Annotated in this window: 28 protein-coding genes, 1 rRNA gene and 1 pseudogene; 22 read left to right on the top strand and 8 right to left on the bottom strand. The window is 43.6% G+C overall.

Annotated elements, in window-relative coordinates; all coding sequences use genetic code 11:
- Nucleotides 1-203: 203 nt before the first annotated feature.
- Nucleotides 204-488 carry a DNA-binding protein Alba gene (albA, locus tag NWE91_08360; protein ID MCW3986399.1) on the top strand — a complete coding sequence of 95 codons (285 nt, stop codon included), beginning with the start codon at nt 204-206 and terminating at the stop codon, nt 486-488.
- Nucleotides 489-615: 127 nt separating this feature from the next.
- Here albA and NWE91_08355 read toward each other — a convergent pair.
- A 16S ribosomal RNA gene (locus NWE91_08355) occupies nt 616-2114 on the bottom strand.
- A gap of 630 nt (nt 2115-2744) precedes the next feature.
- On the opposite strand from NWE91_08355, the gene NWE91_08350 reads away from it, so the two are divergent.
- From NWE91_08350 to NWE91_08325, 6 genes are all read left to right on the top strand, one after another.
- Nucleotides 2745-2951, top strand: coding sequence for a hypothetical protein (locus NWE91_08350; protein MCW3986398.1), 207 nt, complete (start codon nt 2745-2747; stop codon nt 2949-2951).
- Complete coding sequence (locus tag NWE91_08345; protein MCW3986397.1) at nt 2932-3459, top strand: MBL fold metallo-hydrolase; 528 nt, start codon at nt 2932-2934, stop codon at nt 3457-3459. The genes NWE91_08350 and NWE91_08345 overlap by 20 nt, the downstream gene beginning before the upstream one ends.
- Nucleotides 3460-3474: 15 nt before the next feature.
- Nucleotides 3475-3684, top strand: coding sequence for a hypothetical protein (locus NWE91_08340; protein MCW3986396.1), 210 nt, complete (start codon nt 3475-3477; stop codon nt 3682-3684).
- 151 nt (nt 3685-3835) lie between these two features.
- Nucleotides 3836-5281 (top strand): RtcB family protein, encoded by a 1446-nt coding sequence (locus NWE91_08335; GenBank protein ID MCW3986395.1) that lies wholly within the window; start codon nt 3836-3838, stop codon nt 5279-5281.
- Nucleotides 5282-5367: 86 nt separating this feature from the next.
- Complete coding sequence (locus tag NWE91_08330; protein ID MCW3986394.1) at nt 5368-5826, top strand: RDD family protein; 459 nt, start codon at nt 5368-5370, stop codon at nt 5824-5826.
- A 22-nt stretch (nt 5827-5848) separates the two neighbouring features.
- Entirely contained in the window at nt 5849-6403 is a 555-nt protein-coding gene (locus NWE91_08325; GenBank protein ID MCW3986393.1) for a GNAT family N-acetyltransferase, read from the top strand.
- Here NWE91_08325 and NWE91_08320 read toward each other — a convergent pair.
- Nucleotides 6400-7278 carry a hypothetical protein gene (locus NWE91_08320; GenBank protein MCW3986392.1) on the bottom strand — a complete coding sequence of 293 codons (879 nt, stop codon included), beginning with the start codon at nt 7276-7278 and terminating at the stop codon, nt 6400-6402. The genes NWE91_08325 and NWE91_08320 overlap by 4 nt on opposite strands.
- 108 nt (nt 7279-7386) lie before the next feature.
- Between NWE91_08320 and cofE the strand changes: the two genes are divergently transcribed.
- Entirely contained in the window at nt 7387-8160 is a 774-nt protein-coding gene (gene cofE / locus NWE91_08315; protein ID MCW3986391.1) for a coenzyme F420-0:L-glutamate ligase, read from the top strand.
- Between the two features lie 68 nt (nt 8161-8228).
- A complete protein-coding gene (locus tag NWE91_08310; GenBank protein MCW3986390.1) occupies nt 8229-9044 on the top strand; it encodes a hypothetical protein in 816 nt (271 codons plus the stop codon).
- Between the two features lie 2 nt (nt 9045-9046).
- Here NWE91_08310 and rpsJ read toward each other — a convergent pair whose 3' ends face one another.
- Entirely contained in the window at nt 9047-9355 is a 309-nt protein-coding gene (gene rpsJ, locus NWE91_08305; GenBank protein MCW3986389.1) for a 30S ribosomal protein S10, read from the bottom strand.
- A 168-nt stretch (nt 9356-9523) separates the two neighbouring features.
- On the opposite strand from rpsJ, the pseudogene NWE91_08300 reads away from it, so the two are divergent.
- Nucleotides 9524-9931 (top strand): annotated as a pseudogene (locus tag NWE91_08300) (winged helix DNA-binding domain-containing protein).
- A 334-nt stretch (nt 9932-10265) separates the two neighbouring features.
- On the top strand, nt 10266-10946 hold the full coding sequence (locus NWE91_08295) for an HAD family hydrolase (GenBank protein ID MCW3986388.1): 681 nt from the start codon (nt 10266-10268) through the stop codon (nt 10944-10946).
- 113 nt (nt 10947-11059) lie between these two features.
- Here NWE91_08295 and NWE91_08290 read toward each other — a convergent pair whose 3' ends face one another.
- The gene (locus NWE91_08290; GenBank protein ID MCW3986387.1) at nt 11060-11446 is read right to left on the bottom strand and encodes a hypothetical protein; all 387 of its coding nucleotides are present in this window, start codon (nt 11444-11446) and stop codon (nt 11060-11062) included.
- Between the two features lie 233 nt (nt 11447-11679).
- Here NWE91_08290 and NWE91_08285 point away from each other — a divergent pair, with 233 nt between their 5' ends.
- The gene (locus NWE91_08285) at nt 11680-12294 is read left to right on the top strand and encodes a hypothetical protein (GenBank protein MCW3986386.1); all 615 of its coding nucleotides are present in this window, start codon (nt 11680-11682) and stop codon (nt 12292-12294) included.
- 70 nt (nt 12295-12364) lie between these two features.
- Here the strand turns inward: NWE91_08285 and NWE91_08280 are convergent, their stop codons facing one another.
- Both NWE91_08280 and NWE91_08275 read right to left on the bottom strand, forming a co-directional pair.
- Nucleotides 12365-12553 carry a 50S ribosomal protein L37e gene (locus tag NWE91_08280; GenBank protein MCW3986385.1) on the bottom strand — a complete coding sequence of 63 codons (189 nt, stop codon included), beginning with the start codon at nt 12551-12553 and terminating at the stop codon, nt 12365-12367.
- 5 nt (nt 12554-12558) lie between these two features.
- On the bottom strand, nt 12559-12786 hold the full coding sequence (locus NWE91_08275) for an LSm family protein (GenBank protein MCW3986384.1): 228 nt from the start codon (nt 12784-12786) through the stop codon (nt 12559-12561).
- Nucleotides 12787-12958: 172 nt separating this feature from the next.
- Between NWE91_08275 and NWE91_08270 the strand changes: the two genes are divergently transcribed.
- From NWE91_08270 to NWE91_08250, 5 genes are all read left to right on the top strand, one after another.
- Complete coding sequence (locus NWE91_08270; protein MCW3986383.1) at nt 12959-13732, top strand: SPFH domain-containing protein; 774 nt, start codon at nt 12959-12961, stop codon at nt 13730-13732.
- A gap of 185 nt (nt 13733-13917) precedes the next feature.
- Nucleotides 13918-14370 (top strand): hypothetical protein, encoded by a 453-nt coding sequence (locus tag NWE91_08265; GenBank protein ID MCW3986382.1) that lies wholly within the window; start codon nt 13918-13920, stop codon nt 14368-14370.
- Nucleotides 14371-14447: 77 nt separating this feature from the next.
- Nucleotides 14448-14639 (top strand): hypothetical protein, encoded by a 192-nt coding sequence (locus NWE91_08260; GenBank protein ID MCW3986381.1) that lies wholly within the window; start codon nt 14448-14450, stop codon nt 14637-14639.
- 21 nt (nt 14640-14660) lie between these two features.
- Nucleotides 14661-15056 carry a hypothetical protein gene (locus NWE91_08255; protein MCW3986380.1) on the top strand — a complete coding sequence of 132 codons (396 nt, stop codon included), beginning with the start codon at nt 14661-14663 and terminating at the stop codon, nt 15054-15056.
- Between the two features lie 30 nt (nt 15057-15086).
- Entirely contained in the window at nt 15087-15317 is a 231-nt protein-coding gene (locus NWE91_08250) for a hypothetical protein (GenBank protein ID MCW3986379.1), read from the top strand.
- 46 nt (nt 15318-15363) lie between these two features.
- Here NWE91_08250 and NWE91_08245 read toward each other — a convergent pair whose 3' ends face one another.
- On the bottom strand, nt 15364-16362 hold the full coding sequence (locus NWE91_08245; protein MCW3986378.1) for a radical SAM protein: 999 nt from the start codon (nt 16360-16362) through the stop codon (nt 15364-15366).
- Between the two features lie 160 nt (nt 16363-16522).
- Here NWE91_08245 and NWE91_08240 point away from each other — a divergent pair, with 160 nt between their 5' ends.
- Both NWE91_08240 and NWE91_08235 read left to right on the top strand, forming a co-directional pair.
- Nucleotides 16523-17020 (top strand): Lrp/AsnC family transcriptional regulator, encoded by a 498-nt coding sequence (locus NWE91_08240; protein MCW3986377.1) that lies wholly within the window; start codon nt 16523-16525, stop codon nt 17018-17020.
- A gap of 7 nt (nt 17021-17027) precedes the next feature.
- Nucleotides 17028-18068 carry a radical SAM protein gene (locus NWE91_08235; GenBank protein MCW3986376.1) on the top strand — a complete coding sequence of 347 codons (1041 nt, stop codon included), beginning with the start codon at nt 17028-17030 and terminating at the stop codon, nt 18066-18068.
- A 37-nt stretch (nt 18069-18105) separates the two neighbouring features.
- Here NWE91_08235 and NWE91_08230 read toward each other — a convergent pair whose 3' ends face one another.
- Nucleotides 18106-18384 carry a YhbY family RNA-binding protein gene (locus NWE91_08230; protein ID MCW3986375.1) on the bottom strand — a complete coding sequence of 93 codons (279 nt, stop codon included), beginning with the start codon at nt 18382-18384 and terminating at the stop codon, nt 18106-18108.
- Nucleotides 18385-19078: 694 nt separating this feature from the next.
- Here NWE91_08230 and NWE91_08225 point away from each other — a divergent pair.
- From NWE91_08225 to NWE91_08215, 3 genes are all read left to right on the top strand, one after another.
- The gene (locus NWE91_08225) at nt 19079-19555 is read left to right on the top strand and encodes a transcription elongation factor Spt5 (GenBank protein MCW3986374.1); all 477 of its coding nucleotides are present in this window, start codon (nt 19079-19081) and stop codon (nt 19553-19555) included.
- Between the two features lie 2 nt (nt 19556-19557).
- The gene (locus NWE91_08220) at nt 19558-20049 is read left to right on the top strand and encodes a 50S ribosomal protein L11 (GenBank protein ID MCW3986373.1); all 492 of its coding nucleotides are present in this window, start codon (nt 19558-19560) and stop codon (nt 20047-20049) included.
- A 51-nt stretch (nt 20050-20100) separates the two neighbouring features.
- On the top strand, nt 20101-20728 hold a 628-nt coding region (locus NWE91_08215; protein ID MCW3986372.1), incomplete at its 3' end, for a 50S ribosomal protein L1.

Raw genomic sequence — 20728 nt, 5'->3', positions numbered from 1 at the left:
ATGGGGCTGTAGAGGTATGTGGCTCCCGGGATTAGGCTCTCCATTGCAGGCTCTAGATGGATGGCAAACACGTGAGAAAGGAAGAAGTTAAGGACACGCGGTGATTGTCCTACTTTAATTCTAGTTTTTTGTTCCTATACGTTCATATATTAGTCTGTCAATTGTTTAAGTTATCATATACACAAAGAAGGCAGATATACAAAATGAGTACAGAACCAAGCGTGATTTACGTCGGAAACAAACCTCCAATGAACTACGTCATGGCAGTCATTACAGGCTTTAACATGGGCAACACAACCGAAGTCACATTAAAGGCACGTGGTCGCGCCATAAGCACAGCTGTTGATGTCGCTGAAATCGTTCGCAATCGATTCTTCAAAGACGCCAAAGTCAACGCTATCGCCATAGGTACAGAGCAGATCACACCCAGAGAAGGCGGCAACCCGAGAAACGTCTCAACAATGGAAATCACCCTTAAAAAAGAATAAGCAATTGAGACATTAAAAACCGCCTACCCCATCTATTTTTTCTTCAACAATGAAATAAAAGTAGCATCAAGCTTAGCGCACTGGACAATCTTTCCCCTCCAACCCACAAGCAAAGCATTGCTTACTTAGGAGGTGATCCGGCCGCAGGTTCCCCTACGGCCACCTTGTTACGACTTTTCCCCTCTCGCGAACCTCAGGCTCGACACAGCCACCAAGGACCGCGCCTCACCCAAAGCCCACTCGAGTGGAACGACGGGCGGTGTGTGCAAGGAGCAGGGACGTATTCACCGCGCGTTAATGACACGCGATTACTAGGCATTCCAGTTTCACGAGGGCGGGTTGCAGCCCTCGATCCAAACTACGACCGGCTTTAGGGATTACCATCCTCTCACGAGGTAGGAACCCATTGTACCGGCCATTGCAGCACGCGTGTGGCCCGGGGGATTCGGGGCATACTGACCTGCCGTGGCCCACTCCTTCCTCCGCCTTATCGGCGGCTGTCCTCCCAGAGTGCCCCTTGGAAACTTTCCTTGGTAGCAACAGGGAACGTGGGTCTCGATCGTTGCCTGACTTAACAGGACACCTCACGGCACGAACTGGCGACGGCCATGCACCTCCTCTCAGCTTGTCTGGCAAGATCGTCAATCTGGCCTTCAATCTGCTGTCGCCCCCGGTAAGGTTTCCGGTGTTGACTCCAATTAAACCGCACGCTTCACGCCTTGTGGTGCTCCCCCGCCAATTCCTTTAAGTTTCAGCCTTGCGGCCGTACTCCCCAGGCGGCGGGCTTAATGCCTTCGCTGCGGCACTAGAGTGGCTCGTAGCCACCCTAACACCTAGCCCGCATCGTTTACGGCTGGGACTACCCGGGTATCTAATCCGGTTCGCTACCCCAGCTTTCGTCCCTCACCGTCGAGCTCGTTCTAGCCGACAGCCTTCGCCACTGGTGGTCCTCCCGGAATTATAGGATTTCACCCCTACTCCGGGAATACCGTCGGCCTCTCCCGTCCCCTAGCCCAACAGTATCCCCCGCAGCCCAACGATTGAATCGCTGGATTTAACGGAGGACTTGATGAGCCGGCTACGGACGCTTTAGGCCCAATAAACATCCCTACCACTCGGAGAGCTGGTATTACCGCGGCGGCTGACACCAGTCTTGCCCTCTCCTTATTCCTCCAGCTCCTTACACTGGAGAAAAGCCATCCTCAGCGGACGGCACTCGGGATAGCCCCATCGCGCTTTCGCGCATTGTGGAGTTTTCGCGACTGCTGCGCCCCGTAGGGCCTGGACCCTTATCTCAGTGTCCATCTCCGGGCTACCGCTCCCGCGGCCCGTACCGGTTATAGGCTTGGTGAGCCGTTACCTCACCAACAACCTGATCGGCTGCGGCCCCATCCTTAGGCGATGTCTAAAGCGTGATTCAGGCATCTTTTAGGTGTAGATTCATTCCAGAACTCCACACCTATCAGAGATTAGCCCCAGTTTCCCGGGGTTGTCTCTGTCCTAAGGGCAGGTTAGCCACATGTTACTGAGCTGTATGCCGCGTCTCTTTCATGGCTGGGAGACGCACAACTAGCATGTCTTAGTCCTATCCCGATAGCAGTAAGGTCCGGCAGGATCAACCGGATTTGTGTCGTAGTTGGGAGTTTTTGCCGCTTTTGCTGTGGGTTGGATTTGGGGGTTGTTGCGTGTGCGCTAAGCCCATGTTAGACCTAACTTTGATCATCAGGTCTCCATTTTTTTGTCCCCGTAACTGGAGGTCAACCGTGTTTTGGTCATCCTTAGGGCGTTTCTAAGCGCCTTTAACGTCTGAGTTGACGCCGCCGCCGGAAGAGTTACGGGACGTTTTTAACGTTGATAGCGATGACTAGTCGCTAAGGGAAACCAAAGGATGGATTTCCCAATATAAACATTGCGCGATTGTGACTAATAAAATTAGCTCTTTGAAAATGTGTGTGCGACACTTATGCAGCAACATTGAGAGAAGTATGCGATAACGGCTTCAAACAACGATTTCCTAAAATGTCGATTGGACAAATGATGGGCAACTGGTTGACTATTACTGAATCTAGCGTTAAGGCATTTCAGGCTTCATCAAATAGCAAATAATAGAAACATTGTAGCATCAGATATTCGTCATTCTTCATCCTGCACATATCTATGACATCAACACTAAAGGCAGTCATAATTTATGAAATGCTTTAGAGAACTGCATAAAATTCGCTTTTTGAAAGGGTTAAAAGCGCTAGTGCGGTGGTATTGTGGTCGTGTAAAGAAGTGTTCAGCACCAGACTCGACCGGCACATTTCCTTGATAGATCTCAAACCAGCTGGTTTTAGCAGTTTTATCGCATCCTACGTACTAGAAGCAGATAAAGTGGCAATCATTGAAACTGGACCCACAGCAACTGTTCCAAACCTGTTGGCTGGACTGAAGGAGATAAAAAGTGGATGTCAAAGATGTTGACCATGTGGCGGTTTCCCACATTCACTTGGATCATTGCGGAGGTGCAGGTGCACTTCTTAGCTACTTACCAAAGGCAAAAATAATTGTTCATAAGAGAGGCGTTCCATACATTATAAACCCAGAGAAGTTGTGGACGCAGGCGCAACAGGTGTTAGGCAAGGTTGCTAAGCTCTACGAGGAACTTATGCCAGTTGCCAACGAGCGAATAATAACTGCAGAAGATGGAATGATATTCGATTTGGGAGAAGGCGTTGAACTAGCAGTTATAGAAACTCCTGGTCACGCATCTCACCACCAAAGTTTCTACGAAAAAAGAAGCCAAGACGTTTTTCCTGGAGATTCAGCTGGAATCTACATACCTGAATACGATGTCGCCATACCGACAACCCCGCCGCCTTTTCATTTTGAGACAAAATTGACTTCAATCGAAAAACTGAAGCAATTGAAACCTAAGCTGTTATACTATTCGCATTTTGGCCGAACAACAGACGCTTTAGAGCACCTATAGACGCATGCTGACCAATTGAGACTCTGGGCGGACGTTATAGCTGAAAAAATGAAGAACAATGCGACTATAGAAGAGATGGAAGAGGAAATCTCAAGAAGAGATTCCGCCGTACGTAAAGTAAATGAGTACATTAAAATTCACCCTATCATGAGCAGAGGCATCATTTTGCAAAACATCCAAGGTTTCAGAGATTATTTCAAATATAAGGCAAAGATACGTCAGTAATAGAGTTTCAATTGACTCAGCACGCCAATTGTTAACAGCTTGAAATCTTTGGTATCTACACCAAAATTACTTATATCTAGCCTTACGTTCACACTTTATAGAGTGAAAAGAGTTGAATAAAACAAAACAGAAGAGACGCTCAATCTATAACATCCCCCTCGAAAGACTTGATAACTACTCATGGCGCATCCCACAAAAATACAAACCCGGCATGCGCGTTCCAGGTTTAGTACTTGCAGATGAAGAACTATTGGAAAAAATGAAGACAGATAGAACGTTGAAACAGTGCACCAATGTCACTCATTTGCCGGGCATTTACAAGTACGCAATAACATTGCCTGATGGACATGAAGGATACGGCTTCCCTATTGGAGGAGTTGCTGCGACAGATTATGAAGAAGGGGTTATCAGTCCTGGAGGGGTAGGGTACGACATAAACTGTGGCGTAAGATTACTGACGACCAACCTTAGCGAAGAAGACGTACAGCCCAAGCTAACAGATTTGACAAACACGATCTTCAACAACGTTCCATGCGGCCTCGGTAGCCGCAGAAAAGACTTTCGAATTACAACAAACGAACTCGACAGACTAGCAGTAGAAGGGGTTCCGTGGATTGTGGAGAAGGGAATGGGATGGAAAGAAGATGTTGAACATTGTGAGGAGAGAGGCAATATGAAATCAGCGAACTCCGATAAAGTTTCAACCACGGCCAAAAACCGGGGAACAACTCAAATTGGCACTTTAGGCTCAGGAAACCATTTCATTGAAATTCAGAAAGTCGGCAAAATCTACAATCCTGATGTGGCTAAAGCCTTCGGCATAAATGAGGAAGGACAAGTCACTGTCATGATTCATTGCGGTTCTCGTGGTTATGGACATCAGATTTGTTCCGACTATCTCCGAGTAATGGAGCGGGCGGTGCATAAATACAAAATTAACTTACCTGATCGAGAGCTTGCGTGCGCCCCTGGGAATACTAAAGAAGCAGAAGACTATTTCCAAGCGATGTCATGTGCAGTTAACTATGCCTTCTCTAACCGCCAAGCCATAACACATTGGGTGAGACAAAGTTTTAAACGTGTGTTCAAGCAGCCAGCGGAAACATTCGGTCTTCAACTTGTCTATGATGTGGCACATAATATCGCTAAAATTGAAGAACATCGAGTTAACGGTCAACGCAAGAAAGTTTGGATTCACCGGAAAGGGGCTACGAGAGCTTTTCCACCAGGTAATCCTGCTGTGCCCGTTGATTACCGCGAATTTGGGCAACCTGTTATTATTCCAGGGAGCATGGGTTCAAGTTCGTGGCTTCTGGTTGGCGCGGCGAAAGCTATGGAAGTGTCTTTTGGGTCTACGGCTCACGGGGCTGGTAGAATGATGAGTCGAACTGCGGCAAGACGAAGGTTCTGGGGTGGTGATGTTAAAAGGGCTTTGGAGAAACGTGGAATGGTGGTTCGAGCGGCAAGTGCGGTTGGCCTTGCAGAGGAAGCTGATCTGGCCTATAAGAATGTAGATAAAGTGGTGGAGGTAAGCGACAAAGTAGGAATTGCTACACGTGTCGCTCAACTGTTCCCAATGGCAGTTATGAAAGGCTAAAAACTCCCCATTTTTTCTTTCTTTTTCGCAAAGGGCAGAAATGATATATATCGTAAAGACTAACAGGAATCTGCTTGTGGAAAACTATGTCAACAGGCTTTGAAAGAGTCGGAAGAGATACACGGCTTCAAGATCACTGGATAAGGAGACTTGTGGCTTTTATTATCGACAGCATAATAGTGGGCATAGGTACTTCAATAATCGTAGCGATTATCACCATTCCTTTTCACTTTTTCACATTTCCCTTCTTTGCGGGAGTCTTAAGTATCTTGTACTTCGCTTTGCTCGAGTTCTACTATGGATGGACTGTTGGCAAGAAAATAATGAACCTAAAAACTATTGAGCTCGGTGGACACAGACCCGCTTTAGATTTGGCTTTCATCAGAAACATTAGTAAGATTTACTGGATTTTAGTTCTCATAGATGTAATTATCAGCTTAGCAACGCCGGGCGATCCCCATCAAAAAATAAGTGACCGCATGGCCGGAACTACCGTTGTTTCAAGAACTGCTCCTCCGTTACCGCCTCCACCGCCAACTCCGTGAGAATTTTGAAGAGATAGACAATATGAAAGTTTCAATCAAAAACATTACACGAGATAATGTCAATGACATCCCTGAACCATGCAGAAGTTGCCTGTACTGGGAAAACCCAAGCGTTCTCGAACAAAGCAGGCAAGAACTGCAGCAAAAAGAAAAACTAAAACATGCATCGATGAAAGCCGCTTGGTTTCTTAAAACATTAGAAGAGTTTGGAAACTGCGGCAAAATACTATACACTGAAAACAAGCCGATAGGCTACGTTCAGTACTCCACCTCAAACAGATTCCCAAACATCAAAGAATACGGAGTTAAAAAGCTAAGAACAGCTGAAGAGAACGTTGCTTTCATCTCTTGCCTCTACATTAGAGAAGAAAAATTCCGAGGAAAAAGCCTAGGTAAAAAACTTCTCAACGAAGTAATCATTGATTTAAGAAAACGTGGTTTCAAGGCTGTCGAAACCTTCGCCAGAAGGAGCTCAACGAACAATCCTTCTGGACCCATCGGACTTTATCTTAGAAAAGGATTCCAAGTCAAAGAGGAGATAGACTTGGATTTTGCTCTTGTCAGACTGGACCTTTAGGCTACTTTGCTTCTAACAAAATGAAACAAATATTCCTGAGCGTATCCAGCATACTTTCCGAAATAGTCTCTAGCAAACGAACCTATTCTGTTGTAATCCTTTGAATATAGCGATTTTTTCGCTGAGAGCTTCTCAATGAACAGGGCATCAAAATGGTTCGCGTAGTGATTCTGAACTATGCGCTTCATCCAAACATCCACTGGAAACGCTTCCAGCTTCTCCAGAGAAAAGAGTAAAACACAGTCAGCCACCTTATTCCCAACCCCAGGAAGCTGCAGTAGTTTGCCTTTAGCCATCTCATAATCAATCGTTTTCAACATTTCGAAATCGATTTTGTTACAGTTGATCATTCTCGCTGTTTCTCGAACTCGTTTTGCCCGAAATCCTAATTTGCATCTTCTGAGTTCATCCAGAGTGGCATTTGCCAATGCAGCTGCGTCTGGAAACGTATAAAAATTATAGTCCTCAAAAGCGATTTTATCACCAAATTGTTTTGACAAATCGAAAATCATGTTTTTGATGGCTGGTATGCTTTTATGAGTGGCGCAGATGTAGGAAATTAGGCACTCCCAAGGATTTTGTCTTATTATGCGCAATCCAAGAAATATTTGAATGGCATGTTTCATCAGAGAGTCTTGGCTGATTTCAGAAATTATATGCGGTAGATCGTCGTCTAAACGAAAATAATTCTTTACAAAGTCAACATTCGCGCCTTCAAACTCAAGAACATCGTTTGTCTGTCGAACTTTGAAAACTCGCTGTTCAGCTATGCCATACCACAAGCCACCATGCTTCTCCCATCTAAACAGTTGTCCACATTGTAGAGTATTCTCCAAATTGAAAGGAGTCAAATGTTGGTTTAGTTTTAGCTCCATAGGTTTTCGAGTTTGTAGAAGGAGATAAACTAATAAATGTTGTCAGCGTTGTTTCGGTTTCTTGTTGATGTGGCTAGACTTTAAGTCTTAAGTTAGAAGGCAGTTGAAATGGTGAAGAAACTTGGTATTTTTGGGCTTGAAGGTATTCCTCTTATAAAAGCAGGTGATGATTTGGCCGATTTGATTGTTTCAGCAGCAGAGAACAACAATGTCGAGATTGAAGACGGAGACATCCTTATTGTTGCGCAGAAGGTGATTTCCAAGGCTGAAGACCGCGTGGTTCAGCTGGATACAGTAAAACCTTCTAGAAAAGCGTTAGAAATTGCAGAAGCAACAGGGAAAAACCCGAAGCTTGTAGAGTTGGTTTTGAGCGAATCAAAGCGTTTTCTAAAAGCCTCACAGGAAATACTCATTGTCGAAGACAAACGAGACATGGTTAACATAAACGCGGGAATAGACAAATCCAATATAAAAGGCGCAAACCGTTATGCACTCTTACCGGTAGACCCCGATGAGTCTGCGAGGCGTCTACGTTCCAGCATCATAGAATTAACTGGAAAAAATGTGGGAGTCATTATATCTGACACGTATAGTCGGTCGTTTAGACGAGGACAAGTGAATTTTGCAATTGGCCTAGGGGGAATCGACCCTTTCTTTGATTACCGCGGCTCAGAAGACCTGTTTGGTTACGTTATGCAAGTCAAGTTCAGCGCCGTTGTTGACGAATTGGCTAGTGCTGCAGAGCTTGTGATGGGACAAGGAAAAGAGGCAATACCGGTTGCAATTGTTAAAGGATTAAATCGAATAAGCTTCGGTGAAGAATCTTCTTCCAGAGATTTGGTTATCAGCGAAAAAGAAGATTTGTTCAAGAATGTTTGGTAGCTTTTTTCCCGTAGGCAGCAAACATATAAATCATAAAACTAATGAAAACGCGAAAGGTGCCAAACTAAGTGGAATGTAAGCAATGCGGCGCAGAAACCTACATGCCCTTTAAATGTCCATACTGTGGCGAACATTTCTGCGTTGAACACCGTCTACCTGAAAATCATAATTGCCCAGAATCTTGGCGTGCTCGAGCTCCCAGGGAACAGCTAGCAAAAACGCTGAAAACATCAAAGACTGAACGTTCTTATCAGCATACTGTCACTATGGTGCCGCCGCGAGGACGAGATAGAATCATATGGTTTAGTACAACAGAGCTTAAACACTTAGCCGTCGGAACCTTGCTTGTGATGGGCGTAGGTGCCTCTCTGTTTCTAGGGCGTACTCTGATAGAAGCTGCATCTTTGGCGGTTCTCCTCACTTTTTCTTTCCTTATTCACGAGATAGCTCACAAGATGGCCGCGCAGCGCCAGGGGCTATGGGCAGAATTTCGACTGACCACTATTGGAGCCTTAATCACTTTGATTTCCATTTTCGCACCTTTATTCAAGATTATTTCTCCAGGAGCTGTTATGATTGCAGGTCTAGGTGATAGAGAAACAATAGGGAAAACAGCTTTTGCAGGACCCTTAACAAACATTGTGCTCGCTACGGTGTTTCTTATGACAGGCTCGATATTCAGTTTTGTCGACCTCAACTATTCTATAATTTTTATTGCGTATTTTGGTGCATGGATAAATTCTTTCATAGCTGTCTTTAACTTAATCCCTTTTGGCATAATGGATGGCTATAAGATTTTCACGTGGAACAAAACCATGTGGGCGCTAAGCTTTTCTGTTTCGATTTTACTCGCAATTTTCAGTCTTTCATATTTGTCTTTCTGAGTCTAGAGTAGTTCGATGCTTATGTATACGTCCTCTGGTACCCGTATTCTCATAATTCGCCTCATGACGCGTTCTTCGGCGTCAATGTCAATAAGCCTTTTGTGTATGCGCATTTCCCATTTGTCCCAAGTTGCAGTGCCTGCCCCAGAAGGAGCCTTCAGAACTGGAACTTTAAGTCGTTTTGTCGGTAGAGGAATTGGTCCAGTCATTTTGACGCCTGTCTTGTCAGCGATGGCTTTCAGTTCGTTACATACACCTTCTAACCGCTTGTAATCGGTGCTTGTAAGTCTTATTCGCGCTTTTCTCGCCATCTCAGTGGTTTCTCCCAGTAGCTTCACTTATCCACTCTACATGTTTTAAATACTTTTTCCTTATATCCCAGTTTGATTCCTGTCTTTTTGGGTGTGTGTGCATCCAAAGCTTTCAAAGATATAAGTCGACGGGGTGAAATGATAGAGTAACTTTTCAATTTCCATTTCCGCTTTGAAGTTTATCTGCCGAAGGCTAAACGCAAGTATGGCTGCTATGTGATGCCAATCCTGCACGATGATCGTTTTATCGGTCGCGTAGATCCTATAATGGACCGTAAGCATGAGCAGTTGAAGATCAACGCTGTTTATGTCGAGCCAGACGCCACAAAATCAGAAGATACAGCTCGGGTGGCGGCCAACACAATCGAAGAACTCGGCAGATTCCTCGGCACAGAGCAAATATTATACAGCCGACGGTGTAGCTGCGGAATGGAAAAGTGTGCTCTGTTGAGAAATATAAAACGAAATCGCCTACCGATTGTCCCCATTTCATCCTTAAGCGTTTTCCTTCGCTTGAAGACCGTTCTTTTCAACTGGCTTAGTTTTCGACTTGGTGTTTTAGAGGTTTTTCCGTAATTGGTCTTTCTTCCATCATGTTATCGAGTATTAAAACGAAACGGCAACTGTCACACACCCCGTCTTCGCCCGTGGCATCTCTATTTTCACACTTCCTGCATTTCGTACGTGCAGACAATCTACTAACTTCCTGTGTATGCGGTTAGTGACGTGATGCATTAACTGTTATGAAAAGAGAGTAATGATTTCCAATATGGTTTATTTGTGCATTGGCTCACACTTCTTAGAGGCGGAAATAACAAGGTAAGATGAATGCGCATGCAAGACGCGCTCTTATCTTAAAACCGAAAGAGTTTATCTATGGCAGCAACAAAGGATGTAGAAGAATGGAAAAATGACCCAGCAAAAACTGAAAGCTAAAGCGCTGCTCATTGATCTAGATGGAACAATAGTTGATTCCTTAGAAGCCTTCGCTGAAGCAGCAGAAATTGCACTCTCCGCTATTGGGAGCAAACAAAGTTCCAATAATGTAGGTTTGGAAATAGCTCGACATTTACAACTTAACCTTCCTCTCGACGATTTCTTTGATAATGCAAATGTAGATGATGCTTTGAGAGAGAAATTCCTAACGTTATTTTTGCAGTCTTTCTACAAAATCGCCTCAAGCAAAACTAGACTATTTCCAAATGTCAATAAAACCTTGCGCAGACTCTCGAGAAAATTCCTACTTGCTCTGATCACCCGTCGACGTGTTTCTAAAAGATTGGTGGAGAAAGAGCTACAACGCTTACATCTCGGCCAATATTTTTCAGCGATTATAACATCTTTAGAGGTTCAGAGACCCACCCCTTTTCCAGATGCCATTCTAAAGGCAGCAAACAAACTTGAAGTTCCAGTTTATGATTGTGTAGTGATTAGTGATTCTGGAGTTGACATTCAAGCTGGCAAGCTTGCTGGCGCAAAAACAGTTGCTGTACTGTCAGGGTTGTTTGAAAAAGAAGAGTTGGGGAAGGAGAGGCCTGACCTCATTATAGAAGATATTAATCGACTTCCTGAGCTGCTTTTAGCAGTGTAGACACAGTTGCTTGAATCATTGCTTGGTAGAAAAACGTTATGAAATGCTCTAACTAGGCTTTTGTTTTCCTCGGATTCTTGAACCTTTCTGTTCCAGATAGCTTTGAGTAACGGCTAGAAAAACCTTCGTTTCTTCTTAGATTCCTGTTGTTCAGGCTTCGGATGACTTTCCGGCGTCACGTCTGGTTCCATTACCACCATTTCTTCTTGTTGTGCTTCTTCTGCAACTTGTGGTGTTGGGTGTTCTTTCACTTTGGCGGGGCCTTCTGATTTTTCTCGTGGTCCCTTCCATTTCTCTTCAAGTTCTTTCATTCTGGATTCAAGTTGGTTCACTGATTCACGCTTCGCTTTGACTTTTTCTTCTAACTCTTGAATTATCAGTTTTTCTTCGAACGTTTTAAGTTTCTTGTCCAAGGTCTTTTCTCTTTCGTCCAACGATTGCAGCTCATTTTCTAGCAAGGTTTTTTTCTTTTGCAGTTCTTCTAACTCTTGTGGATTCATGATTGTTTCACTTATAATGCCCATATAAAAACTGAAGATAAGAAAGTTATGAAGCTGAAATCAATATTAGAGGTACCGTAAAGGTCTCGGTTTGGTAACTATCTATTTGGCGGACTATCTACATGTCAAGATTAAGAATAGTTCTCAAAAAATGTTATAGAAGATACCATAAATAACGCTTAATTAAGACATCTACCCGAGTATTAATTGGAGAAAGCGTGGAAGGAACGTCAATGAACTTTCTTGAGCTGCTGCTGTCGCAGTGCTTGAAGGACCGTAATCCACTGTTAGATCTCCAAGGCTCAGATCGACGAGTTTTACAGATAGCTTGCGAAGATTTGATGAACTTCCTAAAGGTGCACTGGGGGCTGATCGGTAAAGAAAATTGTGATTGTGACTTGATTGACAAGGTTCACAAGTATTTCGAGGAAAACTCTGAAGAGTTTTCAGAGTTTGTAGGCATATGGGCTGGTCTTTGGATTAAGAAGTGGAATGAAAGAGTCAAGCTTCTTATAGGAAACGATGCTTCTCCTCAATGGTCTAAAGTGAATAAACAGTTAAAGAACGCGGACTCTTTGTGGCGGCAACTTAAAAGACGTAGAGAGGTCAAAGATGTTCTGGTGGAATCCTTAGTTAGAAATGGGGAAATTTGCGGAACATCTATAATGGCAGAAAACTTGCTAAAACTTGAGCTTGGAGCATGTGAAAAGAAACAAGGCTGGAGAAGCGAGCAAGAAAAACTGCTCAATGTCCTAAATACAACTTTGCGTAAAGCCAGACAATTGTCTCACAGCAAGGGTCCTCTCATCTTTGTGAAGATTGATAAGAGATATTTCGCACTTCACTAAAGTATCTCAAGGTTTTAGATAAGATTTTTCTTAAGATGCTCTTCTTGCGGTTTGGTGAGAATTAAAAAAGCTATCTTGTTCTTTCTCCTTGAAGAGTTTTGGTACGCCACGAGTAAGTTTTCAGAGTGGGTGAAGCTCCATAACCGCATGCAGCGCATCTTTTCTTCGTTATGTGATAGGCTCTTCTACCACATCTTCTACATTTGATGTGTATAAGTTTTCTTCCATGCTTTCCAAAGGAAGCAGTGCCCTTTCCCATGTTTCTTACCTTGGAGGTGGCGAGATTATTATTACATTGTCGCCTCGGACAATTAGAATGTCTAGTTTTTTAGGATTTTCCGGGTCTGTCGTGTCTTCAGTTTCGTCAAGTACTAGGTTCAGGTGTTGGTCGAATCCTTTTAGTTTTCCTCGTAGACTTTTCCCGCCTCTTAATCGTACGAGTACCGTTTTCCCTAGGCTTTCTTGGAGGATTTGGGTTGTCATTTCGCTCATTTTTAACCCTCTCGTTAATGTATGTCTTTTAATAGGTGAAAGCATTAATCATTTAAATGTATCTATATATGAACTCACTGCATCTATATGTGTTTTTTGCCATGTACACCGTACCTACACGCGCACGCAATTTAGTTTAACGTCAACGCCTCAATACCAGAATCGAACACGCTTGAGTTTCTGTTCTACGTCGTCGAATACTTCGAACCATCTTATTTGGAGGAGGCGTTGCTACCGACCCCCCCTATTTTTTCGGAAGTTTCAACGGTTAGTGGGTCCTGGCTTCTTCTTTAAGTGGCCATTGGCGGAGAGTTTCTTGAAGCAGGATAAGCGGATTATTACTTTGGATGTTTCGCGGCAGGAGGTTATGACCAAGGACAACATCAGCGTGACCGTTGATGCTGTGGTGTTTATGAAAATAGTGAACACAAAGGACAGTTTGGTGAACATTCAGAACGTGTGGAACAGCGTGATGAAGCACGCGCAGACGACGATGCGCGATGTTGTTGGAAATGTGGAGTTGGACCAGTTGCTGGCGCGGCGGGATGAGATTGCGGATAGGATTGGCAGGATTGTGGAGCAGGAGACGCAGGATTGGGGCGTGGATATCATTTCGGTGAATTTGCAAACTGTAGAGTTGCCAGAAAATATGAAGCGAGTGATTGCACGGCAAGCTGAGGCTGAGCGGGAAAAGCGGGCGGTGATTATTAAGAGTGAAGGTGAGCTAACGGCTGCCCTAAATTTGGAGAGAGCTGTAAAACAGATGAGCAATCGAGCCTTATATCTGCGCACTTTGTCGAGTTTGGAAGACATTAGTTATGATCAGAGCAATACAATTGTGTTTGCGATTCCAATGGATATGACAAAAGGAGAGATTTTAGGGTTGTCAGCTCTTGCGGGGGCAGGCAGGGCAACTAAGGCGGTGCAGCGAAGAGAAAAAGAGTAGAAGCATTGGCGAGCTTTGAAATACGGGCAACTTGCTGTTTGACGCTCTAAGCTAGAGTCTTCTATATACTTCTCCTTATTTCATTCCCTGAACGTCTATTTATGAGGATGAGAACTGTCAAATGAGTATAACCATTTAAACAAAGAACCTTATACCTTTTCCATCCGAAGCGAGTTTGCTCAGAGATGAGTGAAAACAAGAAGAAACCACAGCCTAAATCAACCATTAGCGCTGAAGAGTTGAGTAAAAAGTTAGACCTGATAATAAAGCGTTTAGACGCTCTTGAAACTTTGATTCTTGAAAAACCTGAATATGCAGGATTAGTAGCGTCATTGCGGCTTACAAAGGTGGGTTTAGGCTTATACGAGGAACCTTTGAAGATTGCAGCGCGATTAAAAATGGCAGAACAAGTCATCAAAAAGCCAGAAGTTGCCAGAGACGAAATGAGCCGATGCGTAATACAGGCCCTTGCCGTGAAAGGTCCACTAAATATTTCCGCCATAACACGCCAAGTTCAAGCCATGCGAGGCACAGCCTCAAGACGCATAATCAGACAACGCATAAAACAGCTAGAAAAGGAAGGAATAGTCCGCCAAGTTGTAGGCTTTGGCAAAAAATACGAATTAATCGAGCAGTGACCAAGTGATTGACCACTTTTTCTCACGATACTAAACTAGAGTGTCCACACCTTCTATTATAGTGAGGTGTATGAAACATGAAAACAAGTTTAAGTAAAACCAAGCTGTTTGGAATAAGGAAGACACTACCACAAACAATTGCCCCGTCTTCAAGCATTAATATCGCAGTTACACAACACAACAACTGCTCAATAGAAAAAGCAAAGTTTGAAGCGGAACACAAAAAAGCTCAAGCTATCACAATATCAAGACGATACATCTTCCGTTAACAACAAAAGGAGAAAAATAAAATGCTAGAAAAGAAAGATAGAAGCCAAGAAAAAAGCCCAAAGGAAGAAGCCGAAGAGCTTAAAGAAATCCTAAGCGTCGTCTCCACCGAAATTCCAGCACTCATCAAAAACATCATCGCCAGCGTTTTCAGCGAAGAAGCAGGACGCAACATGGGCAAGGCAGCTGGAGCTTTCTACAAAGAACTAAAAGACAGCGGAATGCCAGACAACATAGCTCTGCAAATGACAGAGGACTACATGAAAACGTTTACAGGATTAGGCGACCTTTTCAAGCAAATTGGGAGTAAAGGCGCTTTCTCTCCAAAAATGCATGAAGAAAATCAGAAGAGAATTAAAGATAGAATCTCTAACAAAATGAAGGAAAAGGGCTTAAGCTCAGAAGAGGAAGAAGATTAAACTTCTCCAATTATCGGCGGAGCTACCGACTTGCGAATACGAACAATTCTCGGCATAATTCCTCGAATCATTCAGTTACTCTCCCAACTCCTCCTGATTTGGATAACACTGGGCTGGAAAGTGAGAAAAGCAAGAAAAGCGTTCGAGAAAGAGCTTATCTGCCAAGGAATATCGAAAAAAGACGCCAAAAAACTGAGCAAACAGATCAAAATCGCCAAAGACCAGATAATGAGCTCAATGTGGCAGTTCACTTCCAGGTAAAACTCTATCTGGCTCTTTATTCTTTCACATCAATTTTTTTCATGTCTCAATTTTCCCGGTCTTCTAGGTCTTCGAAAATCTGAGAACAACATAAAGAGGAAAAAGAAACTTCATAACCCAGCGACTTAGCCAGCTTTATCGCTTCTTCTGCTGGAAAAGCGATACCGTTCACACCAGCCTTAACAGCTAAAACATCAGTTATGGCTCTGTGCATCCCTTTCGGTCTCATACATCCCAGCGCCAATGGTGTAGACGGCATCATAAACCTAGCAGCTACAAGCACTCTGCCTATTGCTGAAGGTGTAGGTGGCTCAACTTTTTCCATTGCGGTGCCGCGGATTGGCATGAAGGCGATTACGATGACTGCTGAAGGTTCATAGTTTGCAAGCATTTTTAGTGCATGCAGTTCGCCTTTCAGCTCGCCGTAGTGAAGGCCCACCAATACATGGGGCACAGTTGGGATTTTAGCGTTGTGTAATGCTTGAAGCGAGTTTTTATAATCAGACACACTAACATCTAAGTTGTAGATTTCTTTTATTGTTTCATCTGAACCAATTATGTCGATTAAAGCAGCGTCTATTCCTGCTTCCTTCAGCTGCTTTGCCATACTTCTGCTAACTACACCTGTATGTACCACTAGAGTTAATCCCAACTTTCGCTTAATCTCCGCCATTGCATCCACAAACTTATCAAGCGGCACAGAGCCGTCTGGTAAACATCCGCCACTAATCAAGCATCCCACCGCGCCTTTGCTTTTCAAATCTCTACAAAGTTCCACAAGTTTCTCCGGTGACTCTGCGGGGTACATGGTGTTTAAGACAATGCCGCTGCAGTGTTTGCATCGTAGAGAACATGAGGAGCCCGTTATGGAGATTGATGGAAAAACGGTTGGCGAAGAGCAAAAATAATCTGTTTTGTAATAGACAAAGCTGGGCGCATAAAAGAGGAGCTTCTTTCCAAAGTATGTCTGGCTTATTATCCGCGCCTTTTCCAGAGTTTCTTCAAGCTTTTTTTCATCTGCTGCTAACAGTTCTTCGAAGTTCACAGACCTTAGGCCCCAACTGCAATATTAAGCTTTGATGTCCCAATTTATAAAATTGCACTTCTCACAGTCACCTAAGCAATTCTGCTCACATCCACAAACTTCTCTTTGTTGCTTGCTGTTCATCAAGCTTTTTAAAGGATCGCCACGAATAGAGTCCTCCATGAAAGAGCAAAAACTCCTCAGACTTTTAAAGGAAATGCTGAGAAATTCCAAGAGAAGCGACAGAGAAATAGCTCGCATCTTAGGAGTCTCACAGCCAACCATTACCAGAACGAGAGCCCAACTAGAAAAAGAATACATAAAAACCTACACAGTTATTCCCGACTTCACGAAGCTCGGCTACCAAATTTTGGCTTTCACCTTTATCAAAATAAAATCTTACTCATCGGTTGATGAAGCTGAGAAAATAGTGCAACACGCAGCTGAATGGACAAATGAACATCCAAACGTAGTTTTCGCCGCGGACGGTGAAGGATGTGGAAAGGACATTATCATGGTGTCATTTCATAAAGATTACTCTCACTACAGTGACTTTAGGCGAATCTTCGCCTTGAATTGGGGAAATATTGTAAGCGATTTCGAATCATTCCTCGTAAGCATAAAGTCTGGATACAAGATGAAACCTTTTGACTTGAAATACTTAGCAGACGATTTGTAGAGAAGCAATGTCACCAGAGAAGCTCGACCAAACCAGAACAGGAAAATCAATTCTACCCAACCTAGTTCGAGTCTCATCTGGCTCAGCCATAGCGTTAGGTTTGATGGAAGGCTTTCTAAACGCCAAGCCAACGACCGCATACCTCCTCACCTACGTTGAAGGCAAATGCACAGCAAACTGCGGCTTCTGTGCGCAAGCAAGAAGCAGTAAAACCCGTGCCGACATGCTTTCTAGAGTTGCTTGGCCAGCTCTCACGACGAAAAAAGTATTGTCCGAATTGGCAACTTCTGCGCACAGAGGAGAGATAAGGCGAGTCTGCATTCAAGCCTTAAACTATCCCACTGTTTTAGAGGACACCTTAGCCTTAGTCAAGGAAATTAAGCTTCGTGGAACAAAGGCTCTTATATCCGTCTCCTGTCAGCCTTTGAACAAAGAGGAAATGAAAAAACTGAGGGAGGCTGGTGTTGAAAGAATTGGGATCTCACTGGACGCAGCAACAAAAGACATTTTCTGCCAAGTCAAAGGCATCTCCGCAGATGGCCCATATGATTGGAATAGACAGCATGATGCATTACTGGAAGCAGTAGAAGTATTTGGCAAAGGTAAAGCAAGCACCCATCTCATCGTAGCTTTGGGTGAAACAGAAAAGGAAATGATAAAGACTATTCAATGGTGCGTAGACAACAGCGTCTACCCAGCACTCTTCGCCTTCACACCTATACCTGGAACAGCGCTAGAGCATAACTCTCCACCGACAATAAACCACTACAGGAGAATTCAATTGGCCCGCTATCTAATAGTACAAGGAAAGGCAAGATTCGAAAAAATGGGCTTCAACGAAAAAGGCAACATCACTAACTTCGGAGTTTCACAAGCACAGTTAGAAGATGCCATTCGAAGCGGAACACCATTCTTGACCTCAGGCTGTCCCCACTGCAACCGTCCATACTACAACGAAAAACCAAGCGGTCCTCTATACAATTTTCCAATGCAACCATCAACGCAAGAGATTAAGGAAATAGAGCAACAACTCAGAAGTAACAGTTAAGCGTTATAAATTCAATCCGAATATGCTGTGCTTGTTATCATGTTTTCTTCTTCTTTCTATAAAGCATGAAAGTGTGACCTCTAACCTCTACAAGCACCGACTCGGTTTGCTGAGCAATCTCGTCTGCAATTGCCTTAGCATTATTTTCTTCTAACGCAGCTTTCAGAATCCTCACTTTCACCATCTCCGTTCTTTCCAACTGCCCATCTACCTCAACTAAAACTTCTTGCGAGATTCCATTCTTTCCAATCCAAACTGTCGGTCTCTCAGCACTCAACTCACGCTTTATTCTGCGTCTCATTTCTGGTGTTATCATCTCTCTGTTTCTCCCCAACTTTCATTGGAAACCGCGTATGTTTGCCACAGTAGCCACAAGTAATGACTACGTGAGGCTCCCTGCGTTGCTGAATACGCACACGACAGTTAACACCGGGCAAAATAAACTTTTTACAGCCTTTGCAAATCTGCCACCGATATTCTCGTGGAATACGCACTCTCGACGCCATAGAGACTCTTCGGGCAATAGAAATGTAGCGTTGTGCCAATTTCTCGTCTTCATGAATAACATTTTTAGCAAGCCTGAAAAGTTTGTGAATTCGCTGTAGTGCGATTCTCTTGTTTGTGACACTCAATTCTATGCGTTTCCTCTAAAAGCGAGCTTACAATCCGTAGCTTTTACGATGGTGTTTTATTGTAATAACTTTTCTCCCTTTGCTTCAGAAACCCTAAGTATAGGCTATTTCCAAGAATGGTGTGACCACCTATCATCCGTTGTGCGATTTCCTTTTATATGAGAACTCATGTTTGACAATGCGATAAACCTTGGCTATAAGATCTTTCCTTCAATCTGTTAGTAGATTGCTAAAGTTAGCCACAAAGCCAGGTAGATCAGAGCTTTGGCAATCGACGAAAATCTGTTTATTAGGCATTGGAGCAGTAGGTGCAGTAGGGTTTGTCATCAAAATAATTTCTTTTGTTCTGCAAGGATTATAATGAATGGAGAACTGAGAATGTCTGAAGAAAAAACATTTCCAACTTCTGTTTTCGCTATCCGCACCACCGCCGGGCAAGAGAAGAATGTGGCAAATTTGATTGCTATAAGAATTGAAAGTGCCAAGCTGCCGGTTAAAGCGGTTCTGGTACCGGAGATGTTGAAAGGTTACGTGTTTGTAGAGGCTGAAGGCCCGCATTTTGTTGAAGAAGCAATTGCCGGAATTAAACATGTCAGATCTAGGGTTCCAGGAATCGTGAGTTTTTCCGAGGTTGAAAGATATATTGTAGTTAAACCCGTCATTGAAGAATTGGATGTTGGCGACGTTGTGGAAATTATCAGTGGCCCTTTCAAAGGTATGAAAGCAAAAATTACTCGTATCGACAAAACAAAGAGTGAAGTAATCCTCGAACTTCTAGAAGCAACTTTCACTCTCCCCATAACGGTTCACGCAGATTATGTCAAAGTTGTGGAAAAAGCTAAGAAGGCGAAATAGGAATGGTTGAAAAGAAAATTATTAACGCATTAGTAAATGGTGGACAAGCAACCGCCGGACCACCATTGGGTCCTGCCTTAGGTCCATTAGGTGTTAACGTTCTGACCATAGTAAACAGAATCAACGAGCTGACGAAGGACTACGCTGGAATGAAAGTTCCTGTCAAGATTTCTGTCGACCCTGAGACTAAAGAGTTTGAGGTCACTGTAGGCACTCCTACCACTTCTGCGCTAATCGTGAGTGCATTGAAGATTTCGAAGGGTTCAGGCAGCCCAAAAGAGGAGAAAGTGGGCAATCTTACCATGCCACAAGTGGCGAGTCTCGCTAAGAAGAAAAGACCGGAGTTGTTGGCCAAATCGCTTATGCTAGCAGCTAAAGAAGTTTTAGGTAGCTGTGTCAGTATGGGCGTAACAGTGGAAAACAGAGACCCTCGAGAAGTGCAGCGAGAAATAGACGAAGGCAAATATGATTCTCTTTTCGAGAAAGAACAGTAACAATCTTTTTATAACGGGTTTCTATACGAGATTTGGCACGAGGCCTAGGCAATGTCGTTGAGCACAAAGACGATTCTAGAGGCGATCAAAAAAGTTAGGGAACGGTCTGAAAAGAAGAAATTCAACCAATCCATTGAATTAATCATCAACCTTCGCGAGATCGACATGAAAAAGCCTGAGGCAAAGATTCAGGAAACAATAGAACTCCCTCACGCACCAAGCAAGAAACGAAAAGTATGTGTAATCGCAACTAGAGAACTTGCACTCAAGGCCAAGAAAGCTGGCGCCGAACTTGTTATAGGTAATGCAGAACTGGAAACCTTGGCCACCGATAAAAAACAGCAAAAACAACTGGCGAATAACTATGATGTTTTCATAGCAGAAGCTCCACTGATGCCTTTAGTAGGAAAAACCTTAGGTTCAACTCTTGGACCCAGAGGTAAGATGCCAAAACCTGTTCCTCCTACAGTGAACATCAAAAAACAAATCGAAAAATGGAAGAAAACTGTGACCATACGACTTCGAGGTCAACCAATTCTTCAATGCGTAGTAGGCACAGAAGACATGAAAGACGAGGAAATTGCCGAAAACATAATGACTGTAGTGCGGAGACTTGAGGGAAAACTTAAAAGAGGCCTTAAAAACATTACGACAATTTGCCTGAAAACCACTATGGGTC

It is taken from the genome of Candidatus Bathyarchaeota archaeon (genome assembly GCA_026014805.1).
Classification (GTDB): Archaea; Thermoproteota; Bathyarchaeia; order Bathyarchaeales; family SOJC01; genus JAGLZW01.
The sequence above is the reverse complement of the archived record's forward strand: the minus strand, read 5'-3'. Positions and strand labels throughout refer to the sequence as shown.

What these genes read in the sequence shown, in the direction of transcription:
- NWE91_08330 (MCW3986394.1), top strand. Translation starts at nt 5,368, where the DNA reads ATGTCAACAGGCTTTGAAAGAGTCGGAAGAGATACACGGCTTCAAGAT.
- albA (MCW3986399.1), top strand. Translation starts at nt 204, where the DNA reads ATGAGTACAGAACCAAGCGTGATTTACGTCGGAAACAAACCTCCAATG.
- NWE91_08290 (MCW3986387.1), bottom strand. Translation starts at nt 11,446, where the DNA reads ATGAATCCACAAGAGTTAGAAGAACTGCAAAAGAAAAAAACCTTGCTA.
- rpsJ (MCW3986389.1), bottom strand. Translation starts at nt 9,355, where the DNA reads ATGGCGAGAAAAGCGCGAATAAGACTTACAAGCACCGATTACAAGCGG.
- NWE91_08220 (MCW3986373.1), top strand. Translation starts at nt 19,558, where the DNA reads ATGGTTGAAAAGAAAATTATTAACGCATTAGTAAATGGTGGACAAGCA.
- NWE91_08280 (MCW3986385.1), bottom strand. Translation starts at nt 12,553, where the DNA reads ATGGGAAAGGGCACTGCTTCCTTTGGAAAGCATGGAAGAAAACTTATA.
- NWE91_08240 (MCW3986377.1), top strand. Translation starts at nt 16,523, where the DNA reads ATGAAAGAGCAAAAACTCCTCAGACTTTTAAAGGAAATGCTGAGAAAT.
- NWE91_08285 (MCW3986386.1), top strand. Translation starts at nt 11,680, where the DNA reads ATGAACTTTCTTGAGCTGCTGCTGTCGCAGTGCTTGAAGGACCGTAAT.
- cofE (MCW3986391.1), top strand. Translation starts at nt 7,387, where the DNA reads ATGGTGAAGAAACTTGGTATTTTTGGGCTTGAAGGTATTCCTCTTATA.
- NWE91_08265 (MCW3986382.1), top strand. Translation starts at nt 13,918, where the DNA reads ATGAGTGAAAACAAGAAGAAACCACAGCCTAAATCAACCATTAGCGCT.
- NWE91_08320 (MCW3986392.1), bottom strand. Translation starts at nt 7,278, where the DNA reads ATGGAGCTAAAACTAAACCAACATTTGACTCCTTTCAATTTGGAGAAT.
- NWE91_08235 (MCW3986376.1), top strand. Translation starts at nt 17,028, where the DNA reads ATGTCACCAGAGAAGCTCGACCAAACCAGAACAGGAAAATCAATTCTA.
- NWE91_08225 (MCW3986374.1), top strand. Translation starts at nt 19,079, where the DNA reads ATGTCTGAAGAAAAAACATTTCCAACTTCTGTTTTCGCTATCCGCACC.
- NWE91_08275 (MCW3986384.1), bottom strand. Translation starts at nt 12,786, where the DNA reads ATGAGCGAAATGACAACCCAAATCCTCCAAGAAAGCCTAGGGAAAACG.
- NWE91_08255 (MCW3986380.1), top strand. Translation starts at nt 14,661, where the DNA reads ATGCTAGAAAAGAAAGATAGAAGCCAAGAAAAAAGCCCAAAGGAAGAA.
- NWE91_08230 (MCW3986375.1), bottom strand. Translation starts at nt 18,384, where the DNA reads ATGATAACACCAGAAATGAGACGCAGAATAAAGCGTGAGTTGAGTGCT.
- NWE91_08325 (MCW3986393.1), top strand. Translation starts at nt 5,849, where the DNA reads ATGAAAGTTTCAATCAAAAACATTACACGAGATAATGTCAATGACATC.
- NWE91_08260 (MCW3986381.1), top strand. Translation starts at nt 14,448, where the DNA reads ATGAAAACAAGTTTAAGTAAAACCAAGCTGTTTGGAATAAGGAAGACA.
- NWE91_08295 (MCW3986388.1), top strand. Translation starts at nt 10,266, where the DNA reads ATGACCCAGCAAAAACTGAAAGCTAAAGCGCTGCTCATTGATCTAGAT.